The 22,559-nt window shown below is 58.3% G+C and carries 23 protein-coding genes; 10 read left to right on the forward strand and 13 right to left on the reverse strand.

Annotated elements, in window-relative coordinates; genetic code table 11:
* The first annotated feature begins 61 nt into the window (after positions 1-61).
* From IPI58_01285 to metF, 5 genes are all read left to right on the forward strand, one after another.
* On the forward strand, positions 62-1,312 hold the full coding sequence (locus IPI58_01285) for a tyrosine--tRNA ligase (GenBank protein ID QQR69345.1): 1,251 nt from the start codon (positions 62-64) through the stop codon (positions 1,310-1,312).
* A 50-nt stretch (positions 1,313-1,362) separates the two neighbouring features.
* Complete coding sequence (locus IPI58_01290) at positions 1,363-1,797, forward strand: winged helix DNA-binding protein (protein QQR69346.1); 435 nt, start codon at positions 1,363-1,365, stop codon at positions 1,795-1,797.
* Positions 1,798-2,166: 369 nt separating this feature from the next.
* A complete protein-coding gene (locus IPI58_01295; protein ID QQR69347.1) occupies positions 2,167-2,616 on the forward strand; it encodes a hypothetical protein in 450 nt (149 codons plus the stop codon).
* Entirely contained in the window at positions 2,600-2,971 is a 372-nt protein-coding gene (locus IPI58_01300) for a hypothetical protein (GenBank protein ID QQR69348.1), read from the forward strand. The genes IPI58_01295 and IPI58_01300 overlap by 17 nt, the downstream gene beginning before the upstream one ends.
* Positions 2,972-3,016: 45 nt before the next feature.
* Positions 3,017-3,904: a methylenetetrahydrofolate reductase [NAD(P)H] gene (gene metF / locus IPI58_01305; GenBank protein QQR69349.1), complete on the forward strand. Its 888-nt coding sequence runs from the start codon at positions 3,017-3,019 to the stop codon at positions 3,902-3,904.
* Here the strand turns inward: metF and IPI58_01310 are convergent.
* The 13 genes from IPI58_01310 to IPI58_01370 form a co-directional block, all read right to left on the reverse strand.
* Complete coding sequence (locus IPI58_01310) at positions 3,901-4,350, reverse strand: hypothetical protein (GenBank protein QQR69350.1); 450 nt, start codon at positions 4,348-4,350, stop codon at positions 3,901-3,903. The two genes, metF and IPI58_01310, sit on opposite strands and share 4 nt — an antisense overlap.
* Before the next feature lie 59 nt (positions 4,351-4,409).
* Positions 4,410-5,252 (reverse strand): N-acetylmuramoyl-L-alanine amidase, encoded by an 843-nt coding sequence (locus IPI58_01315; protein ID QQR69351.1) that lies wholly within the window; start codon positions 5,250-5,252, stop codon positions 4,410-4,412.
* A 170-nt stretch (positions 5,253-5,422) separates the two neighbouring features.
* On the reverse strand, positions 5,423-6,025 hold the full coding sequence (locus tag IPI58_01320) for a cob(I)yrinic acid a,c-diamide adenosyltransferase (protein ID QQR69352.1): 603 nt from the start codon (positions 6,023-6,025) through the stop codon (positions 5,423-5,425).
* Positions 6,026-6,050: 25 nt separating this feature from the next.
* Positions 6,051-6,308 (reverse strand): hypothetical protein, encoded by a 258-nt coding sequence (locus IPI58_01325; GenBank protein QQR69353.1) that lies wholly within the window; start codon positions 6,306-6,308, stop codon positions 6,051-6,053.
* Positions 6,309-6,347: 39 nt separating this feature from the next.
* A complete protein-coding gene (locus tag IPI58_01330; protein ID QQR69354.1) occupies positions 6,348-7,649 on the reverse strand; it encodes a replication-associated recombination protein A in 1,302 nt (433 codons plus the stop codon).
* Positions 7,646-9,082 carry a Do family serine endopeptidase gene (locus IPI58_01335; protein ID QQR69992.1) on the reverse strand — a complete coding sequence of 479 codons (1,437 nt, stop codon included), beginning with the start codon at positions 9,080-9,082 and terminating at the stop codon, positions 7,646-7,648. The genes IPI58_01330 and IPI58_01335 overlap by 4 nt, the downstream gene beginning before the upstream one ends.
* Positions 9,083-9,156: 74 nt before the next feature.
* Complete coding sequence (nuoB, locus tag IPI58_01340) at positions 9,157-9,705, reverse strand: NADH-quinone oxidoreductase subunit NuoB (protein QQR69355.1); 549 nt, start codon at positions 9,703-9,705, stop codon at positions 9,157-9,159.
* 24 nt (positions 9,706-9,729) lie between these two features.
* A complete protein-coding gene (locus IPI58_01345) occupies positions 9,730-10,326 on the reverse strand; it encodes a DUF4188 domain-containing protein (GenBank protein ID QQR69356.1) in 597 nt (198 codons plus the stop codon).
* A 24-nt stretch (positions 10,327-10,350) separates the two neighbouring features.
* On the reverse strand, positions 10,351-11,904 hold the full coding sequence (locus IPI58_01350) for a nickel-dependent hydrogenase large subunit (protein QQR69357.1): 1,554 nt from the start codon (positions 11,902-11,904) through the stop codon (positions 10,351-10,353).
* A 6-nt stretch (positions 11,905-11,910) separates the two neighbouring features.
* Positions 11,911-13,380, reverse strand: a complete 1,470-nt coding sequence (locus IPI58_01355; GenBank protein QQR69993.1) for a hydrogenase 4 subunit F — start codon at positions 13,378-13,380, stop codon at positions 11,911-11,913.
* A 26-nt stretch (positions 13,381-13,406) separates the two neighbouring features.
* Positions 13,407-14,075: a hydrogenase-4 component E gene (locus IPI58_01360; protein QQR69358.1), complete on the reverse strand. Its 669-nt coding sequence runs from the start codon at positions 14,073-14,075 to the stop codon at positions 13,407-13,409.
* Entirely contained in the window at positions 14,072-15,031 is a 960-nt protein-coding gene (locus IPI58_01365; protein ID QQR69359.1) for an NADH-quinone oxidoreductase subunit H, read from the reverse strand. The genes IPI58_01360 and IPI58_01365 overlap by 4 nt, the downstream gene beginning before the upstream one ends.
* A complete protein-coding gene (locus tag IPI58_01370) occupies positions 15,028-17,046 on the reverse strand; it encodes a hydrogenase 4 subunit B (protein ID QQR69360.1) in 2,019 nt (672 codons plus the stop codon). Before IPI58_01370 ends, IPI58_01365 begins: the two co-directional genes overlap by 4 nt.
* Before the next feature lie 494 nt (positions 17,047-17,540).
* On the opposite strand from IPI58_01370, the gene IPI58_01375 reads away from it, so the two are divergent.
* From IPI58_01375 to IPI58_01395, 5 genes are read left to right on the forward strand one after another with little or no spacing between them, the layout of a single operon-like run.
* Positions 17,541-17,864: a YbaB/EbfC family nucleoid-associated protein gene (locus tag IPI58_01375; protein QQR69361.1), complete on the forward strand. Its 324-nt coding sequence runs from the start codon at positions 17,541-17,543 to the stop codon at positions 17,862-17,864.
* Between the two features lie 51 nt (positions 17,865-17,915).
* A complete protein-coding gene (gene dusB, locus IPI58_01380; protein ID QQR69362.1) occupies positions 17,916-18,929 on the forward strand; it encodes a tRNA dihydrouridine synthase DusB in 1,014 nt (337 codons plus the stop codon).
* Between the two features lie 3 nt (positions 18,930-18,932).
* A complete protein-coding gene (locus tag IPI58_01385; GenBank protein ID QQR69363.1) occupies positions 18,933-19,271 on the forward strand; it encodes a hypothetical protein in 339 nt (112 codons plus the stop codon).
* Between the two features lie 50 nt (positions 19,272-19,321).
* Positions 19,322-21,172: a HAMP domain-containing protein gene (locus tag IPI58_01390; protein ID QQR69364.1), complete on the forward strand. Its 1,851-nt coding sequence runs from the start codon at positions 19,322-19,324 to the stop codon at positions 21,170-21,172.
* Positions 21,159-22,550 (forward strand): sigma-54-dependent Fis family transcriptional regulator, encoded by a 1,392-nt coding sequence (locus tag IPI58_01395; GenBank protein QQR69365.1) that lies wholly within the window; start codon positions 21,159-21,161, stop codon positions 22,548-22,550. Before IPI58_01390 ends, IPI58_01395 begins: the two co-directional genes overlap by 14 nt.
* The last annotated feature ends 9 nt before the right edge of the window (positions 22,551-22,559 follow it).

Raw genomic sequence — 22,559 nt, forward strand, 5'->3', positions numbered from 1 at the left:
GCCTGTCTTAGGCTTCGCTGCCAAGATATTCCCAGTTTTCCCACAAACTCATGGCAAGAAGATGACCTGTCGATCCGATTTCCTTCGCATCCTGGAACAACGCGGCTATCTGCACCAGGCCACCAACCTTGAAGGGCTGGACGCGCGTCTGGAAAAGGGGCCGATCACGGCTTATTGCGGCTTTGATCCCACGGGCGACTCGTTCCATGTGGGCAATCTGGTGCAGATCATGCAGCTGCGGCGGCTGCAACAAGCGGGGGGCAAGCCCATTTTGCTGCTGGGCGGTGCCACGGCGCGCGTGGGCGATCCGTCCGATAAAAACGCCATGCGTCCCATGCTGACCGAGGAAAGACTGGCGCAGAACATCAGCGGACTGCGCGGCATTTTTGGCCAGTTCTTGCGCTTTGACGACTCGCCCACCGGTGCCGTCATCGTGGACAATGCCGATTGGCTGTTGGGGCTGCATCACTTGGACTTTCTGACGCGCATCGGGCGGCATTTCACCTTAAACCGCCTGATAACCTTCGATTTCATCCGCCGTCGCCTTGAGGCGGAACAACCCATGAGCATTCTGGAAATGGGCTATTCCTTGCTGCAAGCCTATGACTTCGCTCATTTATGGAAAGAAATGGGCTGCGAGTTGCAGTTATGCGGAGCCGATCAATGGGCCAATGCCGTATGCGGAATCGAGCTGGCCCGCAAGCTGCACGATGTGGAGCTGTTCGCCACCACCACCCCGCTGGTAACCACCGCCGACGGCGTAAAAATGGGCAAAACGGCCCAAGGCGCGGTATGGCTGCGCGCGGATCGTTTGGCCCCTTACGATTACTGGCAGTTTTGGCGCAATGTGGACGATCGCGATGTGGGACGCTTTTTGCGATTGTTCACCGATCTGCCTTTGGACGAGATCGCGCGGCTTGAGGCGCTGGGCGGGGCCGAGATTAACGAGGCCAAGAAGATTCTGGCGCGTGAGGCCACCACCATGTGCCACGGCCAGGAAGCCGCACAGGCGGCGGCCGAGACGGCGCGTCAGACCTTCGAACAGGGCGGGGCAGGCGAGGATTTGCCCCGTTTGGCCCTAAGCGCGGCCGAGTTTGGCGATGGCTTGGCCTTGGTGGAAGCCCTGGTTCGCCTGGGTTTGTGCGCATCCAAGGGCGAGGCTCGGCGCTTGGTGTCGGGCGGCGGAGCCTATCTGGGTGGCCAGGCCGTTGCGGATGAGGGGCGTCAGATCGTCAAGGCCGATTTGGACGGCCAAGGGCAAGTCAAGTTGTCCGCTGGGCGCAAACGTCATGGCATCTTGTCTGTGGCGTAGATACAGGCGATCCTTTGGGCAACTCTGGTTGATTCGAGGAGAAATCCGTCATGCAGCACCCGCCTTATTACGATCTTGTCCTGCTGATCGAACGCCTGCACCGGCGCTTTTTAGATCTTTTAAAGGCCGAGCTGTCGCGTCTGGGGATTGAGGACATCACCAATGTGCAGGCCTTGATCCTGTACAATCTGGGCGATGAAGTGCTGACCGTGGGCGATCTGACCACGCGCGGCTATTATCAGGGCACCAATGTCTCGTATAGCGTCGAAAAGATGGTGGAAAACGGCTATCTGCTGCGTGAGCCTTCGCCGCATGACAAGCGTTCGGTGCGGGTGCGCGCCTCCGACAAGGGCACCACCTTGCGTTCGCGCTTGCAGGCATTGATGGAGCGTCAGGCGGTCACCATGACCCCCGCCGGCATTTCCGCCGAAGACATGACCCGCGCCGCCAAAGTCCTGGGAGCCTTGGAACGCGCCTGGGCATAGGGTGCTGTTCACACCGCTGCTGAATCGCAGATTCTTTTCTGGAACCCAGCCCCACCGGCCAGGGCAGGTGATGGACCCTCGTTTCCACGAGGGTGACTCCCGTGGAGGGAGAGATTCTTGTGCGCGTACCCACCATTCACGCGGCGGCTTTGCCGCTTCCTCAATTTTGTGAACAGTGCCTAAGACGTCTCTCCCCATAACGCACGGAATCCCCATGCTCTTTTTCCATGGAATAGAGTGATAGATAAAATTGTTCCGTTATTTAAACGCTTTTTAAAGTCACTGTGTTAGAAAAGGTACTATCGGATGTCCCGATGTAAGTCTATGAAACAATATCATTATTTTCATAGAAAATCTGGGGGAAGGACCATGATCCAGGACTTGAATGAAGAGGAAGAACAAGCGCTTGTGCAGGCTGCATGCAATGCCGTGATTCTGGCGGGGCAGGAAATGGGCGCCGATGGCGACCACTGGCCGCTGATCAAGGCCACCTTGCACGGCATGATCGAGGATTACCGCGATCTGCGCATCGAGCGGGCGGTTTCCAAGGAGATGGAAGATCATCTGGGCACACTGATCAACGATTACGAATCACTGCTGAATTTGTGTCCGCGTGAACTGGCCGAGCAGATTGCGCCCATGATTGCGCAAATGCGTGAAGTCTACGAAGCACGCTTTGTGCCTCCTGAACGCAAGATCATGTCGCTGAAGGCCGATCAAGACAGCGACCTTACCACCAACGCCGATTTCGTTCCTTGGCGCAGCGCTCAGGCGCTGATCCTGTCCCTGACGGAGGATGAACATGAACAAGCCGAGTAACGCGCGCCGATCGCCCGAAGCAAATGCGATCGCGAATATCGCGCGTGTTCCCAACGCCATCAAAGCGGAACTTCAAGTCCTGCGTGATCCTGTGATGCTGGGTGAGATGTCGGGTCTTGTGTTGAAGGTAAGCCGTACGGTTCAGTCACACTGCGCCATGCATCCTATGAGCGCGGAGCAACGCCGCCTGCTCCTTGGACTGGCCGCCAGCAACGAGGAACGTTTTCATGCCGTGCATGATGCCAGCGTGGATACGTCCAAGTTGAGCGATGTCGATTTGCGCAACGCCTTGCAGGACGCTCACCGTCCGGGTAGCGTTTCGGCGCGTCTGTGCCATACCCCGTCTTATCACTGAGTTTGTGACACTTGCCCTTACAGCGTAGGGCGTTAAGCTGGGGGCATGACGACCGCATCCGCCGCTCCAGCCCCTGCGCTGCGCTTTAGCTTTGAGTTCTTTCCGCCCAAGGATGAGGCGGCCGAGGTCGAGTTGCGTCATGTGGCCAAGCGATTGGCGGTGCTGGAACCAGAATTCTTATCCGTGACCTATGGGGCAGGCGGCGGTACGCGCACACGAACCCGCGCGACGGTCGAGACTCTGCAAGCAGAAACAGGTGTGCCGGTGGCGGCGCATTTAACCTGCGTGGGGGCGACTAAGGCGCAGATTCACGCTGTAGCGGACGAATATTGGCAAGCGGGCATCCGGCATATTGTGGCTTTGCGTGGCGATCCTCCGGATTTCAATAAAATGCCGCCAGACAGTCCTGGGCGTGTCTATACACCGCATCCGGACGGCTATGCCTATGCGGTGGATCTGGTGGCGGGGCTGTCGCGGCTGGTTCCTTTTGACTTTAGCGTTGCCGCCTATCCCGAAACGCATCCCGAGGCCGTCAGTCCCGAACAAGACCTGGACAACCTGAAACGTAAATTCGAGGCGGGGGCCAATCGGGCATTGACGCAATTCTTCTTTGATCCGTCCGTGTTCGAGGCGTTCTTGGAACGCGCCGCGAAAATCGGGATCACCGCGCCCATCATCCCCGGCCTTTTGCCCATCACTCACTTTGCCCGCACGCGCCAATTCGCCGCGCAATGCGGGGCCAGCATCCCGCCCTATCTGGCGCAGAGATTCGAAGGCTTGGACGACGACCCAACCCGGCGTCAGGAAGTCGCGCTGCAAGTTTGTTTGGAACAGGCGCGCGCCCTGATGAAACTGGGCATACGCCAATTCCATATTTATACCCTCAACCGCGCGGATTTGACCTTACGTCTGTGCCAGGAGTTGAGGGGCTAACCATCTAAGGCGCAATGAACGGCATAAACGCCCAGCATGAAGACGACATAGCTGGCCAAGCACAATATCACGGAGAGGATATTACAGATTTTTCCAATGAGTAGTTTAATGCATGCCGTCTTTTGATCCTGTGGGAGATGCTTGTCGAACGCCAAATTGGCATTCAGATATTGCGTCGCATAGATCGTGCCCGATGTGAAAGCGGCCAGAAACACGCCCCAGGCGAAGGGCAGCAACGCATCGACCACGGCAGGGGATGCGCCTTTCTGGCCGAGGAAGGCCAACAGGGCCACCGCCGCGCCGCCATTGAGCAAAAAGGCCGATTTAACGGCGTTCTGGCCCGACGTTATCGCAGAACGGAACGTCTCAAGTTGCCACTCGAAAATTTGCCGAATGGTTTCCGGGTCTTTGATCTCTCTATGCGTGGGCATATCCGTCTCCGTCATGTGATCCTCTTTCAAGAAAACTTGTATCGCCTGCCAAGGCGGACCGTAACAAAAAAACATCACGCCGCGAAAGGCGGCCGCGCGAGTAAGTCGGTCAATTCCTTGGCCAGGATGGCGGCGATGCGTTTGCGGCGTTTGGGATTGACCAGAAGTTTTTCGTCGCGCGGGTTGGATAGGAAGCCCACTTCGATCAACAAAGAGGGCACATCCGGCGCGCGCAGCACCGCGAAATTGGCCGAGCGCATGGGATGCTCCAGAATGGGCCATTGCGCCCCGATGCCTTGAACCAGAGATTGCTTGGCCAGTCGTGCCGCGTTGGTGGTGTGACGCGCGGTCAGGTCCATCAGGATATCGGCGACTTCCTCGTCATCCGTGGGCAAGGGAATGCCGCCGATGGCGTCCGCCAGATTTTCCTGACGCGCCAACGCTTTGGCAAAAGAGTCGCTGGCCTTGTTGGAAAGCGTATAGACGGAAAGGCCGCGCGCTTCTGCCGTGGGCGCGCTGTCGGCATGGATGGAAACCAGAATATCCGCGCGCGCCTCGCGTGTGCGTTTGACTCGCTCGGCCAAGGGCAAAAAGATATCCTCGTTGCGCGTCAGTTGTGGAGTCACCGAAGGCGTGGCCGATAATTGTCGGGCCAGTTCGCGGCTGATATCCAGCGCGATGTCTTTTTCATGCGTGCCATGCCGCCCGATCGCGCCGGGGTCCTTGCCGCCATGGCCGGGGTCGATCATCAACAGACGCGGCGGCTGTGGCTTACGCGGAGCGGGCGAAGGCAGAGCGGCGAAGGCGCGCGACGACGGCACGACCAAGGTCATAGCCCCGGTCAACGCCGCGCCTTGCCCCAGGGCCATCAAAAACCGTCGCCGTGAAATTCTGTCCGTCACTGTTCTGTCAACCACCCTATGCATCCAGACGCAACAAGGTTAGGCAAGTCGTCCGCAGGAAGCAAGCTGAGGCTTGTTAGGATTTAGCTATTACTATCGTTAACTCGTCGTTGCCGAATTAATCAGGACCATCTGACTGAGCAGGGCTCATCGCCGCATGCATGATTTGCTAGCATGAACATGCTTCAGCCGATGTCTCTTGTGGATTTTGGCGGACTGTGTCCGGTTCCTTGTCCAGGCTGCCATAAGTCTTCGTCGCCTTTGCTGTCATTCATAAGCCGGGCCAGAACGAATAGAAAATCTGACAATCTGTTCAGATACACAATGCCATTAGGATTGATGGCCTCGTGCTTGTCCAGCGCGACGACACAGCGCTCGGCGCGGCGGACAATGGTGCGGGCCATATGCAGGTGAGTTGCCGCAGGCGTTCCGTGGGGCATCACGAATGAATTGAGATGTGGTAAGGTGGCGTTGACGGCATGGGTTGCGCTCTCCAGTTGCTCCACCTGCTGCCCGGTGACACGCAAGGTAGATTCCTCGCCCTCTGTGGCATAGGGTATGCATAGATCGGCACCCAGATCGAACAGGTCGTTTTGAATATCCGCCAAGATCGAATCTTCCTCAGCACCCGACATGTACAGCCGCGCTACGCCGATGCTGGCATTGGCCTCGTCGACAGTGCCAAGAGCCTCAATGCGTAAACTGGCCTTCGACACACGCTGCCCATCGCCCAGAGAGGTTTGACCGCAATCTCCGCCGCGCGTGGTGATCTGTGTCAAGCGAACCATGGGAGTGTTCTCCTGTGCGGTGAATTTATTGATTCAATGATAACTGGGCGGGATTTTGAGGATTACGTCCGGAAGGCCGAATGCTTTCTGATTTTCGTACCGCGTCATTCGCATTTGTCAGGACCTTCCCCGCAGATTTTCCCAACTCCGTGTCGGATGTCGCGGGCTTTGCATCGGGCAGCTGCGGGTCATTGGCGGCGGGCGTTGAATCGCTTTGATCAGGCGGCATACAGTAGCGTCCAGAAAGAGCGACGACATAGAGCGTCTTTTGCGATAATGGCATTCAGGTGCTCCTTGGTGCGGTGAAAAATAGGAATAAGTTCTATCCCCTATCGTCAGAACTCGCTTTTTGCCTCAACTTGGTCCAATAGTCGAGACGTTTTTGGATTTCTCGCTCAAATCCGCGCTCGGCGGGGCGATAGAAGTTTTGTCGCGCCATCCCATCGGGAAAATAATTTTGTCCCGAGAAACCTTCGGCTGTGTCGTGGTCATAGACATAGCCTTGGCCATAGCCCTCGTTTTTCATCAATTTGGTGGGCGCGTTGAGAATGTGTTTGGGCGGCATGAGAGAGCCATGCGCCTCGGCACTGCGTCTGGCAGCCTTCATGGCCATATAAGTGGCGTTTGATTTCGGAGCGGTGGCCAGGTAAATGACCACCTGGGCCAGGGCCAGTTCGCCTTCGGGGCTTCCCATGCGCTCGAAAGCCTGCCATCCGGCCAGAGAAAGCGTCAAAGCCTGAGGATCGGCCAGACCGATATCCTCGGCGGCAAAGCGCGTTAAACGCCGCGCGATATAGCGCGGGTCCTCGCCACCTTGCAGCATACGCGCCAACCAATACAAGGCGGCATCGGTGTCGGAACCGCGCAAGGATTTGTGCAATGCGCTGATGAGATTGTAATGCCCGTCTTGGGCCTTGTCATAAAGCGGAGCGCGACGTTGAACCAAGCTTGCCAAAGCCGTTCCATCCAGAATGGGGCTGGCCGCATCCGTCACCGTCAAGATTTGTTCGGCCATGCTCAGCGCCGCGCGTCCGTCGCCATCGGCCATGGCCTTGAGCGCTTCGCGGGCTTCCACCGTCAAGGGCAGGGGACGGCCCAAGGCGTTCTCGGCACGTTGCAACAAGCCTTCAAGCGCCGCATCGTCCAACCGGCGCAACACCAAGACCTGACAGCGCGACAGCAACGCGCCCGTCAGCATGAAGGAAGGATTCTCCGTTGTGGCCCCAACCAAAATGACCGTGCCATCCTCGACAAACGGCAAGAAGGAGTCCTGCTGGCCACGATTGAACCGATGAATTTCGTCCACGAACAACAATGTGCCTTCGCCTTGCTCGCGCCGCTGCGCGGCGGTTTCGAACAAGCGGCGCAGATCGGCCACGCCGGAGGTGACGGCTGAAACGGATTCGAAGATGAGATTCACGGCCTGGGCCAAGCGCCGCGCCAGGCTTGTCTTGCCGCATCCAGGCGGTCCCCACAGGATCATCGAGGGGATACGGCCTGCGGACACCATCTGTGTAATGGGCGCGCCTGGCCCTAACACATGATCCTGGCCCAATATGTCCCCAAGCTGCGCAGGGCGCAGACGTTCGGCCAGCGGTGGGGCAGGGGGTGACGCGGGCGTCATCCTCTGACGACAAGATCCAATATCTGACCGTCACGATTTAGCCGGACGCGCCAGTTTCTTTCGCGCTGGGATCGCATTTTCTCCAATGCTTTCGTGTCTTGTACCGGCACACCGTTCACTTCCAGAATCACGTCGCCAGGCTGCAGGCCTACGACCGATGCCGCGCTGCCAGGGGTCACAAGAAAGACGACGACTCCCGTGGCGCTGTCGTCTTTCATATGAAGTTCTTCGACCAGGGCCGGAGATAGATTAGCCACAGAGGCTCCCGACAAAGGGCCGTATCCGCGTGATAGGAGGATCTGATGGCGCGGAGGATCTTCAGGTGCGGATATAAGAGGGAACGTCACCGTCATGCTCTTGCCTTGACGCAATACCTCTAGATTGGCGTTGCCGCCGATGGGTAAGGTGGCGCTGATGAAGCGTAAGGCACCTTCGTTGTCCACCGAACGGCTATTGATGGCCAGAATGACATCTCCCGCCTTCAACCCGGCCTTGATCCCAGGACTGGACGGATGCATCCCGCGCACCAAAATGCCCGCCGGATGCGGCATGCCCAAGGAAGCCGCAATATCCGCCGTCACCGGCTGTGTTTTAAGGCCCAACCAAGGACGCACGACTTGCTGTTTGCCCGAGGCCACGGAACGCAGCATGGCGCGCACCATATCGGCCGGAACGGCAAACCCGATGCCCAAAGAACCGCCGCCATCGCGTGAAGAGAAGATAGCGGTATTGATTCCCGCTAATCGTCCATCGGCTGTCACCAAAGCGCCGCCGGAATTACCAGGATTGATGGCGGCATCGGTTTGGATGAAATAGTCGTCTTGGGTCGCTCCGACGCCCGACCGCGCCATGGCCGAGATGATGCCCATGGTCACCGTTTGCCCGACGCCAAAAGGGTTGCCGATGGCCAGAACCAAATCACCGACTTGGACGGCCTCTTCCGGCTCGGTCAGACGCAACACGGGCAGTTGTTCGCCTTGGGGTGGCGTGATGCGCAAGACGGCCAAATCGGTGCGCTTGTCGCTGGCGACGATCTTGCCCTCGAATTCGCGTCTGTCTGCTAAGACCACGATCACTTCGTCTGCGCCTTCCACCACATGGGCGCTGGTGACAACCAACCCATCCGGCTGCACGATGACGCCCGAACCGAGTGATTGTTGAACCCTCTCACGCGATAGGCCAGGAGGCAGCATGTCGCCGAAGAATTGCTGAATAAAGGCATCGCCAAAAACGGGAACCATACGCCGGCTGACCACCTGGCGGGTATAGATATTGACCACGGCAGGTTGGCTGGCGCGCACGATCGGCGCGAAGGACATCATCATCTGTGGTCGAGAAGTCGGCGCGACAGGTTCTGGCGCCGCGATGGCGCCAGAAGAACCGGGAATCAAGATGCCCGAGGCCAGAATGAGCGAAATGATGAGCCGCAACATCGAACGTCCCTCCAAGATGCCCATGCAGAACACATGACGTTCTATTGTGCCTTCTTCAAGGCGGGACGCAAGGCTCAAGATGCGTTTCGTTTTTTTACAGCTGGAGCGGCACTGGCCTCGACCAGGGCCAGCAATCCTTTCAGCATGTCCATGGGCCGGGGAGGGCATCCGGGGATGGCCAGATCGACGGGGATTACGGCACCAACACTACCTGGTACGACACCGTAACTTCCTGCAAACGCGCCGCAATTGATCCCGCAATCGCCAACCGCGATGACCCATTTGGGATCGGGTGTGGCCTCATATGTCTTGACCAAAGCCTCGCGCATATTGGTAGAAACCGGGCCGGTGACCATCAGCACATCGGCATGACGGGGTGAGGCGACAAAGCCAATACCAAAGCGGGAAAGATCATAGATGGGATTGTTCAAGGCGTGGATTTCCAGCTCACACGCATTGCATGACCCTACATCGACTTCGCGAATTTGCAGACTGCGACCCAGGCGGCGCTGTGTGGCTGTGCGCAAACGTTCGCCCAGCTCCAGGATTTCCTGATCACGCGGCGATGGCCCCTGAATGGTGGCGGGGCGTGTCATGAAGGTCTTAAGGACGGTTTCCAGCATAGTTAAAGCACCATCAGGTTGGTTTTATTGACGCGGACGGACAGCACCCTCGCTCTTGGGGCGTTGGGTGGCTTGTAGAAGAGGAGAGAAGGCGGCCAGGCCATGAGGCGGAACGTTGATATAGATACCCTCGCGCGATCCCTTATATATCTCGCACCAGACACCTACGCCGTCTCCCGCCTTTTGTAGCAGGGCTTCCCAGGCGGCAAAGTCCTCGCTTTCCTGCCATTTCGAGAAACTCTCGATAGAATCCCAAAATTGCCGCAGTCCGATATGAGCCAGCGAAAACATGAAAAGCTCACTGCGTAGCAAGCCACTGGGCTGCTCAGCCATGTTCTCACCCATCATGGCGGACATGCGATAGAAGGGAAGAAAAGCGCCGATCTTGTTCAGGCGCTGCCCCATCAGCACCACAATTCCATCCGGATGCTCGCTGGTATCGGCATGGAAGCGACCGCTTAACATGCCAGAAACGATACGTGGCTTGCCTCGCTTCTTAGCGGCAGCCTGTTTGTCCATCACAGCTTGCTTCTTCTTGCTGCCTACGGACATGGAGGTCGTCGGCTGAGGCTTGGCAACCGGTTTCTTTAAGGCAGCGGGATGTTTGTTATGAGGGGCCATGTTCTGCACCATCCTTGCTGACACTTATAAATCTTGCCCGGAATAGGAGCAATTAAAGGATTTATTGCACACGGGGAAATCCGCGACAATGTTTCCTTCCAACACGGCCTCAAGCAATGGCCATTGCAGCCATGATGGGTCACGGATAAAGACATCGGTGACAAACATGTCCGCATCCAGTTTGACCCAAGTGACGATATCGCCACGGAACCCTTCCACAAGGGCTAGGCCTTCCATGGCCTTAGGCGATGTGGGCCTGGGCGTTTGCAGTTCCATGTCATGAATGCTCGGCAGTCGGGCCAGGATTTGCTCGACAATATCCAGGGAGGACTCGATCTCACGAATGCGTACCCACAGCCGTGACTGGACATCGCCTTCCTTAAAGACAGGAACGTTGAACTCCAGTTTCGGATAAGGCGCATAGGGCAGGTCGCGGCGCACGTCAAAGGCGCGGCCCGATGCGCGGCCGATGAAACCGCCTGCGGCAAAGGACTGCGCTAAATGCGGCTTGAGAATACCGGTGGTCATTGTCCGATCCAGGAAAGAAATCGGCGTGGCCAACATGTCGATGACCGGTGCGAATTTCTGACGCAGGTTTTGCGCCAACTTGACCAAAAGGTCACGGTTGGTATCCGACAGGTCCACCGTGACGCCGCCCGGGATAATGCGATCCATCATCAGGCGGTGACCAAAACATGTGTCGCATGCCGCCAACACGCTTTCGCGTAGAATGCTGCATTGGGCATGCGGGAAAGTGAAGGCCACGTCGTTGGAGATCATGGCCACGTCCCAAAAATGATTGGCCAGACGTTCCAACTCGGCCATCAACGCGCGTAACCAGACGGCGCGCTTGGTCGGCTCGATCTCCCAGGCGGCTTCCACGGCGCGGCAAAAGGCCAAGGCATGCGCCACGGTGCTGTCACCGGAAAGACGCGCGGCCAAACGTACGGCGTCATCCGCCTTACGTCCGCGTATCAGGGACAGGGTACCTTTATGCACCCAGCCCATCTTTTCTTCCATACGGACGACGGTCTCGCCGTTCAGAGTAAAGCGGAAATGTCCCGGCTCGATGATGCCCGCATGCACGGGACCCACGGGAATCTGGTGCAGGCCTTCGCCTTCGACCGGAAGGAACTCATAAGCGGGCATATCGGTCAGACGCGGCGCAGGCTTTGACGCCATCGGCGTGCGATGCGACCATGTGCCGTGATCCAGCCAAGGGCGGGTATCGGGCAAGGACTCGGCCACAAGGCCCCAGAATTCTTGAATGGTCCGCTCTAACCGCATTGCGCCCGGACGCGCCAGGGACAGACACGGGAAACTGACCGAGCCTTGCAGGTCCAAACTGGCCACGGCCAATTCCTTGGCCTTGCTGTCATAGAAAGCGGCGTGAATATGCTGCGTCTCTGCCCATTCGGACAACAGCTCCCATTCAGGATGGGCATGTAAGGATTCGATCAGTGAGAACCAGCCCCGGCGATCCAATTTATGGCGCGGCGCGCCCTGCAAAGAGCCATCATCCGGCCCCAAAGAGCCAAGGCAATCGATCAAGGTCTGGGGAGAAGTGGAAACCGTCATGACACGTTATCCCAATCGAGGAGCAATGGCGCTAAGCCAGGTGTTCAAGAAGCCAGGCATCGCCACGGCCAAGGCCACGGCCAACAGCAGATGCAGCACCGCAGGCCAGATGGCCCAACCCGGCACATGCGCGTGCTTATGCGCATGGTGATCAGGTGCGGGCGGCTCGCCAAAGGCGACCACCTGGGCGAAACCGATCAAGGCGCTGACAGCCAACAACAATCCCAGCAAGAACACCACGGCCAAGGCAGGGGATGCGGCCACGGTGGCCTTGATGATGAGGAACTCGGTATTGAACAACAGAAAGGGAGGCAATCCCGCGATGGCGATGATACCGGCCAGGAACGTCCAACCGATCACCGGATTCGTCCGGACCAACCCGTTCATCGCATCCACCTGATTGCTGCCGCGCGCGATACGCGCCAGCCCCGCGATGCAAAACAAGGCGGATTTGATCAGGCTGTGGCCCAGCATGTGCAGCATGCCCGCGAAATTGGCCGCCGCGCCGCCGATGCCAAAGGCAAATGCCGCGATACCCATATGCTCGATTGAAGAGTAGGCCAGCATGCGCTTGGCGTCGCGGCGGCGATACAAGGCCAAAGCGGCCAAGAAGACCGAGGCTAACCCCATGATGATCAGCAACGGCCCCGGTGCCAACGTATCGGGATTGGCGGCAAAGACCATCTTAAAGCGCAGCAGCACATATAAGGCCACATTCAGCAACAAGCCTGAAAGCATCGCCGAAAGAGGGGAGGGGCCTTCGCTATGCGCGTCCGGCAGCCATGCATGCAGCGGTGCCAAGCCCGCCTTGGTGCCATAGCCGATCAACAAGAACACATAGGCGATATCCAAAAGACGCGGATTGATTCGCGCGGCCAGTGGCTGGATTTGATCCCACGACATGGCCGCCAAACCCTCGCCGCCCACGCTTTGCGTGCCCAGCAGGACCAAGGCCGTGCCGAACAGGGCCAGGACGATTCCAACGCCGCATAGGATAAAGTATTTCCATCCGGCCTCAATCGCCGCCGGCGTGCGCGAGATGGTCAGCACCAGAACCGTGGATAAGGTGGCCACTTCCAAAGCCGCCCAGATCAGGCCGATATTGTTCGCCTGCAAGGCCAACAGCATCGAGGCCAGAAACATCTGATAGAACACATGATAGCGTCTTAGGCGATGCTCGGTCAGTAAACCGGACTCGATCTCATGCTTCATATAGGCATAACTGAACAGAGAGGTCGTGAAAGCCACAAAGGCGGTCAGAACCACAAAGGGCGTGTTCAACGAGTCGAGAATAAAGAACGTACTGGACGGCCCCGGCTCAAGAACCAACAGGATCGAACAGATGAACGTCAGCAGGCAGGACAGGATATTGATCCCCGCTGCCATGCGATACGAGCCGACAAAGAACAAGCCAAAAGCGGCCACCAAAGGCACGGCGGCGACCATAAAGGCTGGATGAGGCATATGCGCCGTCATGCCCAGAATTTGGGAAAGGATATTATTCATTCGCGGTCCCTGCGATAGGCGTCGATGTAACGGATGTCGAGCGTGTCGAAACGCTCGCGGATGTGGAAGAAGAAGATGCCAAAGATGATGAAGCTGAAGAAGACCGCCAGGGCGATCGACAGCTCGATGATCATCGGCATGCCGCCGGCACCGATCACGGCCAGCAACATGCCGTTCTCAATCGAGATAAAGCCGATGACCTGGCACACGGCGTTATGCCGCACGATCATGGTCAAAAAGCCCATCAGCACTAGGGACAGGCCCAACGCCAACATATTGCGTTCCAAAACATTGCTTCCCGCCATGGCCGAGCCAGAGATCAGGATCGACAATGTGACCAGGGCCAGGGCCAAGGCAATCGTCCACCCCATGCGATAGGCCGGTTGTACCTCGCGCCGCACGTCAAGCTTGGTGATATAGACCATCAGCAACAAGGGAACCAAACCGCCTTTAAGCAGCATGGTGATGGCCCCGGTGATAAACAAATCCGGCGCGTTTTTCAGAGCCGCCATCCAAAAGGCCAGGGCGGCGACCATCATCGACTGCACCGAGAATAAGGCCAGCATCGATCCCAAGCGCCGCTGATAGAGCATGGCAAAGCTCATCAACAGCGCCAACGCGCCAAATAAATTCGCGATATTGACGGAATCGGCCAAAGGAATCACGATACGCCTCCGTGATTAAAGAGAAACACGAAACACCCGGCCAACAGGGCAAACAAAATGGCCGCGCCCAGATATTCCGGCACGCGGAAAACGCGCATCTTGGCGATGCTGGACTCCAGCATTGCCACGGCAAAGCCCGCCAGCAATAGCTTGATGATCCAGGCCCCCACGGCGTTCAAGACGGCCAGCGGATCGGCTATGGGGCCGGACACCATGCCATAGGGAAAGAACAACGCGCCGATCAAGCCGATATACAAAACCAGCTTCATCATGCGCGTCACTTCGATCAGCGCCAGATGACGGCCCGAATATTCCAGCACCATGGCCTCATGAACCATGGTCAGCTCAAGATGCGTGGCCGGATTGTCGATCGGCACACGCCCGTTTTCAGCCACGGCCACCATGCTGAGCGACAGGAACAAGAACAGCAGAGAGATTTGCACATGCAGGCCGCCGGCGATCATATGCTCGGCAATATGTCCCGGCATGGTGCTGCCGGTGATCAGCGAGCAAACCAGGATCAGCACGCACAAGGCCGGTTCGGCCAAGCTTGCGATCATCAGGTCGCGGCTGGCACCCAGACCGCCAAAGGCCGTGCCGATGTCCAGGCCAGCCAAGGCCGTCCAGAAACGCGCCATGGCCAATAAGGATAAAACGATCAACAAATCGCCCATGCGATGCGCGGGCAAGTCGGTTGCGATCATCGGCACCATCAAACAAGCCACGAAAATCGCCGCAAAACCTACATAGGGGGCTGCGCGGAATATCCATGACGCGGCATCGGCGACGCAGGCTTCCTTACGCAACAGACGCGCGATATCCCGATAAGGCTGCCATATCGGCGCGCCCCGGCGCGACGTCATGCGCGCCTTCAGCCAGCGGATATAGCCCGTCAACAGCGGTGCCAGCGCCAAGATCAGAATCCCATGCAGGATTTGAGCCGCGATGCTGCTCATGCTCCTAACCCCCATACGATCAACAACAACAGGATCAAGGCTCCGAACATCAGAACCAGATTGGGCCGCAAGGTGATGCGTTCCAGCTTTTCGGCATGATCCGACAACCATGCCACGGCCTGGCCAATCGGGCGATAGATCGCATCCCATACCCGGTCATTCATCTGGAATTCCAACTTCGCGGCAGAGATGTCCGAAGGCGGCGGCATCCGTACCTTTTCATGGCTGTGATAGATCAGGTCATTGAACACGCGGCGCAGGGGTTGTGAAAAACCCGAAGGGCTGTATTGCGCCAACGCGCCCGGATCGCCCTGACCGCAGGCCCAAGGCTGGCCGCCGCGCACGGCGCGGTTGACCCACAGCGCGCGCACCACCGCAAGCATGACCAATGTCGCCACAAAGGCCAGGAACACAGCCAAGGCTATATATGCCCCCATGCTTACTGTGGGCGAACCGGGAGTCACGCCGTCCAGCAGCATCGCCACAACCGGGGCAACAAGCGCCTCGAATTGCGGGGTGGCAAGCCCCAGGACCAAGGTCAGGATCACCGGCAAGGCCAAGGCCAATTTCATCGACACGGTGCCTTCATGCGCCGATGCGGCGGCCTCGCTGCGCGCGCGGCCCAGAAAGATCATGCCGAAAAAGCGTACCATCCCGGCCACGGCCAGGGCGGCCACCAAGGCCAAGAAGGCTGCGGCAAAGACGCCGCCGATTTGCATCGTCCAGGCCGAACTGCGCGCCATCTCGAAGAACACATGGAACAAGCGCCATTCTCCGGGCAAGCCGCCCAGAAAAGGCAGTGCCGCCATCGACGCGCATCCCATCAGCACGAACAAGGCCGTGGTCGGCATGCGGTGGATCAGGCCGCCCAGCTTGTTCATGTCGCGTTCGCCCGTGGCATGCAGCACGGCACCCGCGCCGCAGAACAGCAAGGCTTTGACCGCCGCATGATTGGCCATCAAGATCATCGCGGCCAGCAAAGGCAAGATGGCCGCGCCCGCATGCCCGCCGGCCTTATGGACCAAGGCCATGCCCAAGGCGGCGGCGATCAGGCCCACATTCTCGACCGTCGAAAAGGCCAGCACTTTTTTCCCATCGTTCTGCATCAGAGATTGCAGCACACCCAATCCCGCGCTGAAGAGGCCCATGATCAACAAGGCCCAGCCGCTCCATGCGGGAGCTTGCGGCAGGATGATGAACAGAAAACGAAGCAGGGCATAAAGCGCGATTTTGGTCATCGCGCCGCTCATCAGGGCCGAGACATGGCTTGGCGCGGCCGGATGCGCCAAAGGCAACCAGGCATGCGTGGGAGCCAACCCCGCCTTGGAACCCGCGCCAGCCAGTACCAGCACAACAACGGCGGCGGTAGCCCAGCTGCCCAGCTGTCCCGCGCCATAGGCCAAATCCCCAAAGCTGGGATTCATGGCGAACCCTTCGCCCGGCACCGCGACCGCGATCAATCCGATGGCCAATAGCAGCGCCAAAGTGCCCAGGCTGGCCATGATCAAATAGACCTGCGCCGCGCGGCGGTTTTGCGCTTCGTGATGCTGCACCAGAACCAACAACCACGACGCCAACGACATGGCCTCCCAAGACAGCAAAAAGGCAAAGGCATCGCTGGCCAATAACACCATATTCATGGCCAACAAGAACAAGGGATAGAAGATCAGCAACTGGCCTTTGTTTTTCTCATGCGCGGCATAGCCGATCCCGAACAGGCTGGCGATCACGCCCACGCCATTGACCAGGATCAAAAAGAAAGCCGACAAGGTGTCCATGGCGAAATGGGTGCCGCCGCTGGCCAGACCCAACGGCAAGGTCAGTGTGCAATACCGAGCGAAATCAGGGTCCAAAAGAACCATGCCGGCCATGGCCATCATCAGCGCGCATGCCAAGGCGCACACGCCGTGCGCCATCGCGGAAACAACCTCGGTCCTGCGTGTATCGGAACGGCCTATAAAGCCAAAAAGCGAAGCGACCGCCAGGGCCGTCAAACTCGATGCGAGTGCGTTCATGTGAATCTCTTGTTAAAGCTGTCTTTCAACTGACGCCGGCGCGCACCATAGCCGATTCGCTTGCAACTGAATACAGCCAGGCTATGGCGCACGCCGATCTATGTTAACCAATCTGTCTGGACTTTCCCGAACGGGCAAAGGTTCCAGCTTGATAAAGCCTGCCGCATCCTTTTGGTTATACACTCTATTTTCGATCGTGTGAGTATGTATTCGATACGGTTTCAGGCGCACCGTTCCGGTTGTGCGCTCTTGGGGCTTGTCGATCGGCTCATGCAAAGTTTCACGCTCGGGTCTAATCCAATAGACACTTATGGGACCGAGGCTACTTCATACGGTTGGGGCGGTGCGGAAGAAATGGTCACATTAACGACCCTCGCCTAAAGGCGAGGGTCGTTAATGTGCTGAATTTCAGGGTTGATCGAGAAAAAGTTGAACTCTGGCGTCAAGGTGATAGTTTCGGAACAATGTTCACGTTCATAAAAGGCGGTTGAAGAATGCCATCTCTGACAGACTTGATGAAGCAGGCTCAGGCCATGCAGGACCGTATGCAAGAATCTCAGGCTCGTCTAGCCGAGACCGAGATCATTGGCGAGGCGGGCGGTGGTATGGTTAAGGTCATCTTGACTGGCCGTCACGAGGCCAAGAAGGTCCAAATCGATCCTAAATTGTTCGAGGGTGGCGAGCGCGAGATTCTCGAAGATCTCTTGGTTGCTGCATTTAACGATGCCCATGCTCGAATCGAGGCGCAAACGGCGGGCGAGACGGAAAAAATGCTGGGTGGGCTGAAACTGCCGCCCGGTTTCAAAATGCCCTTTTGATGGTATCAAGCGACTGGCCCATCGCGGGGCCAAGCTGATAGACTGCGTTTCATGATGGTGCCTGCACCCCAATCTTTGCCGCCGATTGTGATCGGGAATGTCGTCATTTCCGACCCGGTCTTGCTTGCGCCCATGGCTGGCGTGACGGATCAACCCTTCCGCCGCCTGGTCAAGCGGTTGGGTGCGGGACTGGTGGTGTCGGAGATGATCGCAAGCCCGGCCTTGGTGCGTCTACATGAACGCACCTTGCGCCGTGGCGACTTCGCGCCCGAGGAAAGTCCCGCCGCCGTTCAGATCGCAGGATGCGAGCCGGAGATGATGGCCCAGGCCGCGCGGATCAACGAGGCGCGCGGAGCGCAGATTCTGGATATCAACTTTGGTTGTCCTGCCAAGAAGATCGTGAACGGTTACGCTGGGTCCGCCTTAATGCGTGATGAAATTCGCGCCGCTCGTATTTTGGAAGCGGTGGTGCAAGCGGTGCGAATTCCCGTGACGTTGAAGATGCGTTTGGGTTGGGACCACAATTCGCTCAATGCGCCGAACCTTGCGCGGATCGCCCAAGAATGCGGCATTCGCATGATCACCGTGCATGGCCGCACACGCTGCCAGTTCTATAACGGTCAAGCCGATTGGAAGGCCATCCGCGCCGTGAAGGAAGCCGTTGGTCTGCCCGTCATCGCCAATGGCGATATCATGACGCCCCAAGATGCCGCTCAGGCTTTGGCCGAATCCGGCGCTAATGGCGTGATGATCGGGCGCGGCGCGCAGGGAAGACCCTGGTTTCTTGGTCAAGTGATGGGATATTTGCGCACCGGCCAAGTTCCGCCTGATCCTACCTTGGCGCAACGCTATGAGTTGTTGATGTGGCATTTCGAAGCGATGCTGAGCCATCATGGCACCGAGACCGGCCTTCGCGCCGCGCGTAAGCATTTGGCGTGGTTCAGCAAAGGTCTCCCCGATTCGGCTCGCTTTCGCGCCGCTGTGACTCGTTTGCCCGAGGCTTCCGCCGTGCGTCAGTTCTTACGCGAATTCTACGAACCGCTTTTGGCGGAAGGGACAGTCTAATCCATGCAGAATCAGGCCTCATTGTGCGACGCCGCTCCACCGCCCCCTGGCCTTGCCGATGTGATCGAAGCGCATATGCGGGCCTATATGAAAGCTCATGATTCCTTGCAACCTTGCGCGGGACTGTATGGCCGTGTGATGTGCGAAGTCGAGCGCCCTTTGTTGCGCGTGGTTCTGGATTCGTGTGCCGGAAATCAAAAACGCGCGGCGGCTATGCTGGGCATCAACCGCAACACCTTGCACCGCCGATTGATAGAGCTGGGCTTGATTGAGGCGACCGAGACGGCACCTGTGCGCAAGCCTTCGCGTCGCGCGGGCGCAACCCGCGGAGGTTCACGGTGAGATCGTGGCCGTTGAACCCGTGGTTGCGGCGAAATATCGAGGCTTTCCGGATGTGGTCTTGGCGCGTGCGCCTGGTGGATACGCTGGCCGTCGCCTTGGCTATTGCCGCTTTGGTGGCGGGGCTGGCCACTTATGCCGCCTTGACCCGTACGCCGCCTTTTGGAGACGACCCGGCCACCGTGACAGTGTTGTTGACCATCGACGTGGTCTTGCTGTTGCTGCTGGGCGTTCTGGTCACGCGCCGTGCCATTGTGTTGTTGATCCGCCGCCGTCGCGGGTTGGCCGGATCGCGGCTGCATTTGCGTGTGGTGTGGATATTCAGTCTGCTGGCGGCGGCACCCGCAGGGTTGATGGCGACCTTCGCGGCCGTGTTCTTGTTTCTTGGCATGCAAACTTGGTTTGACCACCAGGTGCGCACGGCGGTTAGCGAATCTCTGGCCGTGGCCGAGGCGTATCTCCAAGAACATAAGCAAAATATCCGTGGCGACGCGCTGGCCATGGCCAATGACCTGAATCGCCAGGCCGCGCGCCTTAGCTCGGAACCAGCTTTGCTTAGCGAAGCCGTCGAAGCGCAAGGCATGCTGCGCAATCTGACCGAGGTGCTGATCTTCGACGCCAATGGCCGCATCCTGGCGCGATCGGGCCTGACTTTTTCTCTGGAGTTCGAGCCAATCGCCGATGATGCGCTCGAAAAAGCCCGTCAGGGCGACGTGGTTTTGATGGTAGGGGAGGGAGAGAATCGGGTCCGCGCCCTGGTGCAGCTGGATGCTTTTGGCGATACTTTCCTGTTTGTAGGGCGCGCGGTCGAGCCGCGTGTGCTGAGCCATATGAGCCGGACTCAAAGCGCTGTACAAAATTATCAGGCTCTTGAGGGTAAACGTCATGGCCTGCAATTGACGGCATCTCTGATCTTCATTGTCGTGGCCTTGTTGGTGCTGATGGCGGCAATTTGGGCGGGTCTGCATTTTGCCACGCGTTTGATGGCACCGGTCAGCGCGTTGATCGACGCGGCCGAACAGGTACGCGCGGGCAATCTGGAAGTCCGCGTGCCCGAAGACCTATCGGCGGGAGAGGATGAATTGGCCTCTTTGTCGAGATCCTTTAACCGCATGACCGGTCAGTTGGGGGACTTGGTAGCCGCCCAGCGTAAGGCCGCATGGTCTGACGTGGCGCGGCGCATCGCGCACGAGATCAAAAACCCCTTGACCCCCATTCAGCTGTCGGCTGAGCGTTTGCGCCGCCGCTATCTCAAGGAAATCACCAGCGATCCCGAGACCTTCCAAACCTGCATCGACACCATTATCCGTCATGTCGAGGATATCGGGCGGATGGTCGAAGAGTTTTCGGCTTTCGCGCGTATGCCGGCCCCGATGATGCGCCAGCAGGATTTGGCTCCCGTTTTGAAGGAAACGGTATTTTTGTTGTCCTCGGCGCGTCCCAACATCAAAATGAGTCAGACCCTGCCTGACGAGTCCGTCTCGTTATTCTGCGATGGTCGGCAGATCGCCCAGGCATTAACCAATCTTCTCAAGAACGCCTGTGAAGCCATTGATGCGCGGCCCGAAGACCCATCGCCTCCGCTTGGCGAGATTACCGTCACATTAAGCCAAGATGCATATGAGGTGACGCTATCGATTGCCGATAACGGAAAGGGACTGCCTCACGAAGAGCGCGCCCGGTTGACCGAGCCTTATGTGACGACCCGCGCCAAAGGCACGGGACTAGGATTGGCCATTGTCAAAAAAATTGCCGAGGATCATAGTGGGCGCCTGATGATGACGGATCGTGTGCAAGGCCAGCCTTCGTTGGGCGCGCGTGTTGATCTTGTCCTGCCAAAAGGGCAGACTAGGGACGAAAAATTACTGCGGGAGGTGGGGGGCCATGCGAATGTCGGCGCATGATATCTTGATTGTTGATGACGAGACCGATATTCGGCGCAGCATTTCGGGCTTGCTGAAGGATGAAGGCTTGTCTCCCCGTGAAGCCGCCCATTCCGATGAGGCATTGACCCAAATCGCTGCGCGCTGTCCCAGCATGGTTCTTCTGGATATTTGGCTGCAAGGCAGTCGGATGGACGGGTTAGAGCTGTTGCGCCATTTGCGTCAGAACCACCCAGGCGTGCCCGTGGTGATGATCAGCGGGCACGGCAATATTGAAACGGCGGTGGCGGCCATCAAGGACGGTGCCTATGATTTCATCGAAAAGCCGTTTAAGGCCGACAGGCTGTTGCTGGTTGTCAGTCGTGCTATTGAAGCGGCGCAATTGCGCCGCGAGAATGAGGAATTGCGTTTTCGCTCGGGTGTAGTCAGCGCACTGACGGGTGAATCTGAACCCATTCGCCGTGTGCGCCAAGCGATCGAAAAGGTTGCTCCGACTGGCAGCCGCGTGATGCTGGCGGGGCCTGCTGGATCCGGCAAAGAGGTCGCGGCTCGGGCCCTGCACTTGCAATCGCGCCGCGCGAGCGGCCCGTTCGTGGTGGTTAATTGCGCCGTGCTGCGTCCGGACAGGCTGGAGATTGAGCTGTTTGGCACAGAGGCCAATTCCCATGGCGAACGCCGTATCGGCACGTTAGAGCAGGCCCATAACGGCACCTTGCTGTTGGACGAAGTGGCCGACATGCCGCTTGAAACCCAAGGCAAAGTGGTGCGTGTGTTGCAAGAGCAATGCTTTGTGCGCGTGGGTGGCGAGCGGCGCGTGGATGTGGATGTGCGCATCCTGGCCTCCAGCAACCGCGATCTGCAGGCAGAGATGACGGCGGGTCGCTTCCGCCAGGACCTGTATTACCGTTTGAACGTGGTGCCGATGGTTCTGCCGCCATTGACCCAGCGCCGCGAGGATATTCCAACTCTGGCGCGCGAACTGATGATTAGCGCCGCGCAATCGGCTGGCCTGCCTGTACGTGAATTGGCTGCTGATGCCTTGGTTGCCCTACAGGCTTATGATTGGCCTGGCAATGTGCGCCAGATGCGCAATGTGATGGATTGGCTGTTGGTGATGGCCGGTGGCGACCCGCGCGAGGCCGTGCGCGCCGAGATGCTGCCGCCGGAAGTGCGTATGGCTACGCCCGCCGTGCTGCGCTGGGATCACGGCGATGAGATCATGGGACTTCCCTTGCGCGATGCGCGCGAAATGTTTGAACGTGAATATCTGATGGCTCAGGTCACCCGCTTTGGCGGCAATATCTCGCGCACCGCTAGCTTCGTAGGCATGGAACGCTCGGCCCTACACCGCAAGCTAAAAACGCTGGGCGTGCATGGCGGAATGGAAAAACTGAACTGATCTATGCCA

This window comes from Alphaproteobacteria bacterium (assembly GCA_016699305.1).
Lineage (GTDB): Bacteria > Pseudomonadota > Alphaproteobacteria.

Excerpts from the sequence above, each read along its gene's own strand:
- IPI58_01285 (QQR69345.1), top strand. The coding sequence starts at position 62 with ATGACCTGTCGATCCGATTTCCTTCGCATCCTGGAACAACGCGGCTAT.
- IPI58_01290 (QQR69346.1), top strand. The coding sequence starts at position 1,363 with ATGCAGCACCCGCCTTATTACGATCTTGTCCTGCTGATCGAACGCCTG.
- IPI58_01295 (QQR69347.1), top strand. The coding sequence starts at position 2,167 with ATGATCCAGGACTTGAATGAAGAGGAAGAACAAGCGCTTGTGCAGGCT.
- IPI58_01300 (QQR69348.1), top strand. The coding sequence starts at position 2,600 with ATGAACAAGCCGAGTAACGCGCGCCGATCGCCCGAAGCAAATGCGATC.
- metF (QQR69349.1), top strand. The coding sequence starts at position 3,017 with ATGACGACCGCATCCGCCGCTCCAGCCCCTGCGCTGCGCTTTAGCTTT.
- IPI58_01310 (QQR69350.1), bottom strand. The coding sequence starts at position 4,350 with ATGACGGAGACGGATATGCCCACGCATAGAGAGATCAAAGACCCGGAA.
- IPI58_01320 (QQR69352.1), bottom strand. The coding sequence starts at position 6,025 with ATGGTTCGCTTGACACAGATCACCACGCGCGGCGGAGATTGCGGTCAA.
- IPI58_01325 (QQR69353.1), bottom strand. The coding sequence starts at position 6,308 with ATGCCATTATCGCAAAAGACGCTCTATGTCGTCGCTCTTTCTGGACGC.
- IPI58_01330 (QQR69354.1), bottom strand. The coding sequence starts at position 7,649 with ATGACGCCCGCGTCACCCCCTGCCCCACCGCTGGCCGAACGTCTGCGC.
- IPI58_01335 (QQR69992.1), bottom strand. The coding sequence starts at position 9,082 with ATGTTGCGGCTCATCATTTCGCTCATTCTGGCCTCGGGCATCTTGATT.
- nuoB (QQR69355.1), bottom strand. The coding sequence starts at position 9,705 with ATGCTGGAAACCGTCCTTAAGACCTTCATGACACGCCCCGCCACCATT.
- IPI58_01345 (QQR69356.1), bottom strand. The coding sequence starts at position 10,326 with ATGGCCCCTCATAACAAACATCCCGCTGCCTTAAAGAAACCGGTTGCC.
- IPI58_01350 (QQR69357.1), bottom strand. The coding sequence starts at position 11,904 with ATGACGGTTTCCACTTCTCCCCAGACCTTGATCGATTGCCTTGGCTCT.
- IPI58_01355 (QQR69993.1), bottom strand. The coding sequence starts at position 13,380 with ATGACGGCGCATATGCCTCATCCAGCCTTTATGGTCGCCGCCGTGCCT.
- IPI58_01365 (QQR69359.1), bottom strand. The coding sequence starts at position 15,031 with ATGAGCAGCATCGCGGCTCAAATCCTGCATGGGATTCTGATCTTGGCG.
- IPI58_01370 (QQR69360.1), bottom strand. The coding sequence starts at position 17,046 with ATGAACGCACTCGCATCGAGTTTGACGGCCCTGGCGGTCGCTTCGCTT.
- IPI58_01375 (QQR69361.1), top strand. The coding sequence starts at position 17,541 with ATGCCATCTCTGACAGACTTGATGAAGCAGGCTCAGGCCATGCAGGAC.
- dusB (QQR69362.1), top strand. The coding sequence starts at position 17,916 with ATGATGGTGCCTGCACCCCAATCTTTGCCGCCGATTGTGATCGGGAAT.
- IPI58_01385 (QQR69363.1), top strand. The coding sequence starts at position 18,933 with ATGCAGAATCAGGCCTCATTGTGCGACGCCGCTCCACCGCCCCCTGGC.
- IPI58_01390 (QQR69364.1), top strand. The coding sequence starts at position 19,322 with ATGTGGTCTTGGCGCGTGCGCCTGGTGGATACGCTGGCCGTCGCCTTG.
- IPI58_01395 (QQR69365.1), top strand. The coding sequence starts at position 21,159 with ATGTCGGCGCATGATATCTTGATTGTTGATGACGAGACCGATATTCGG.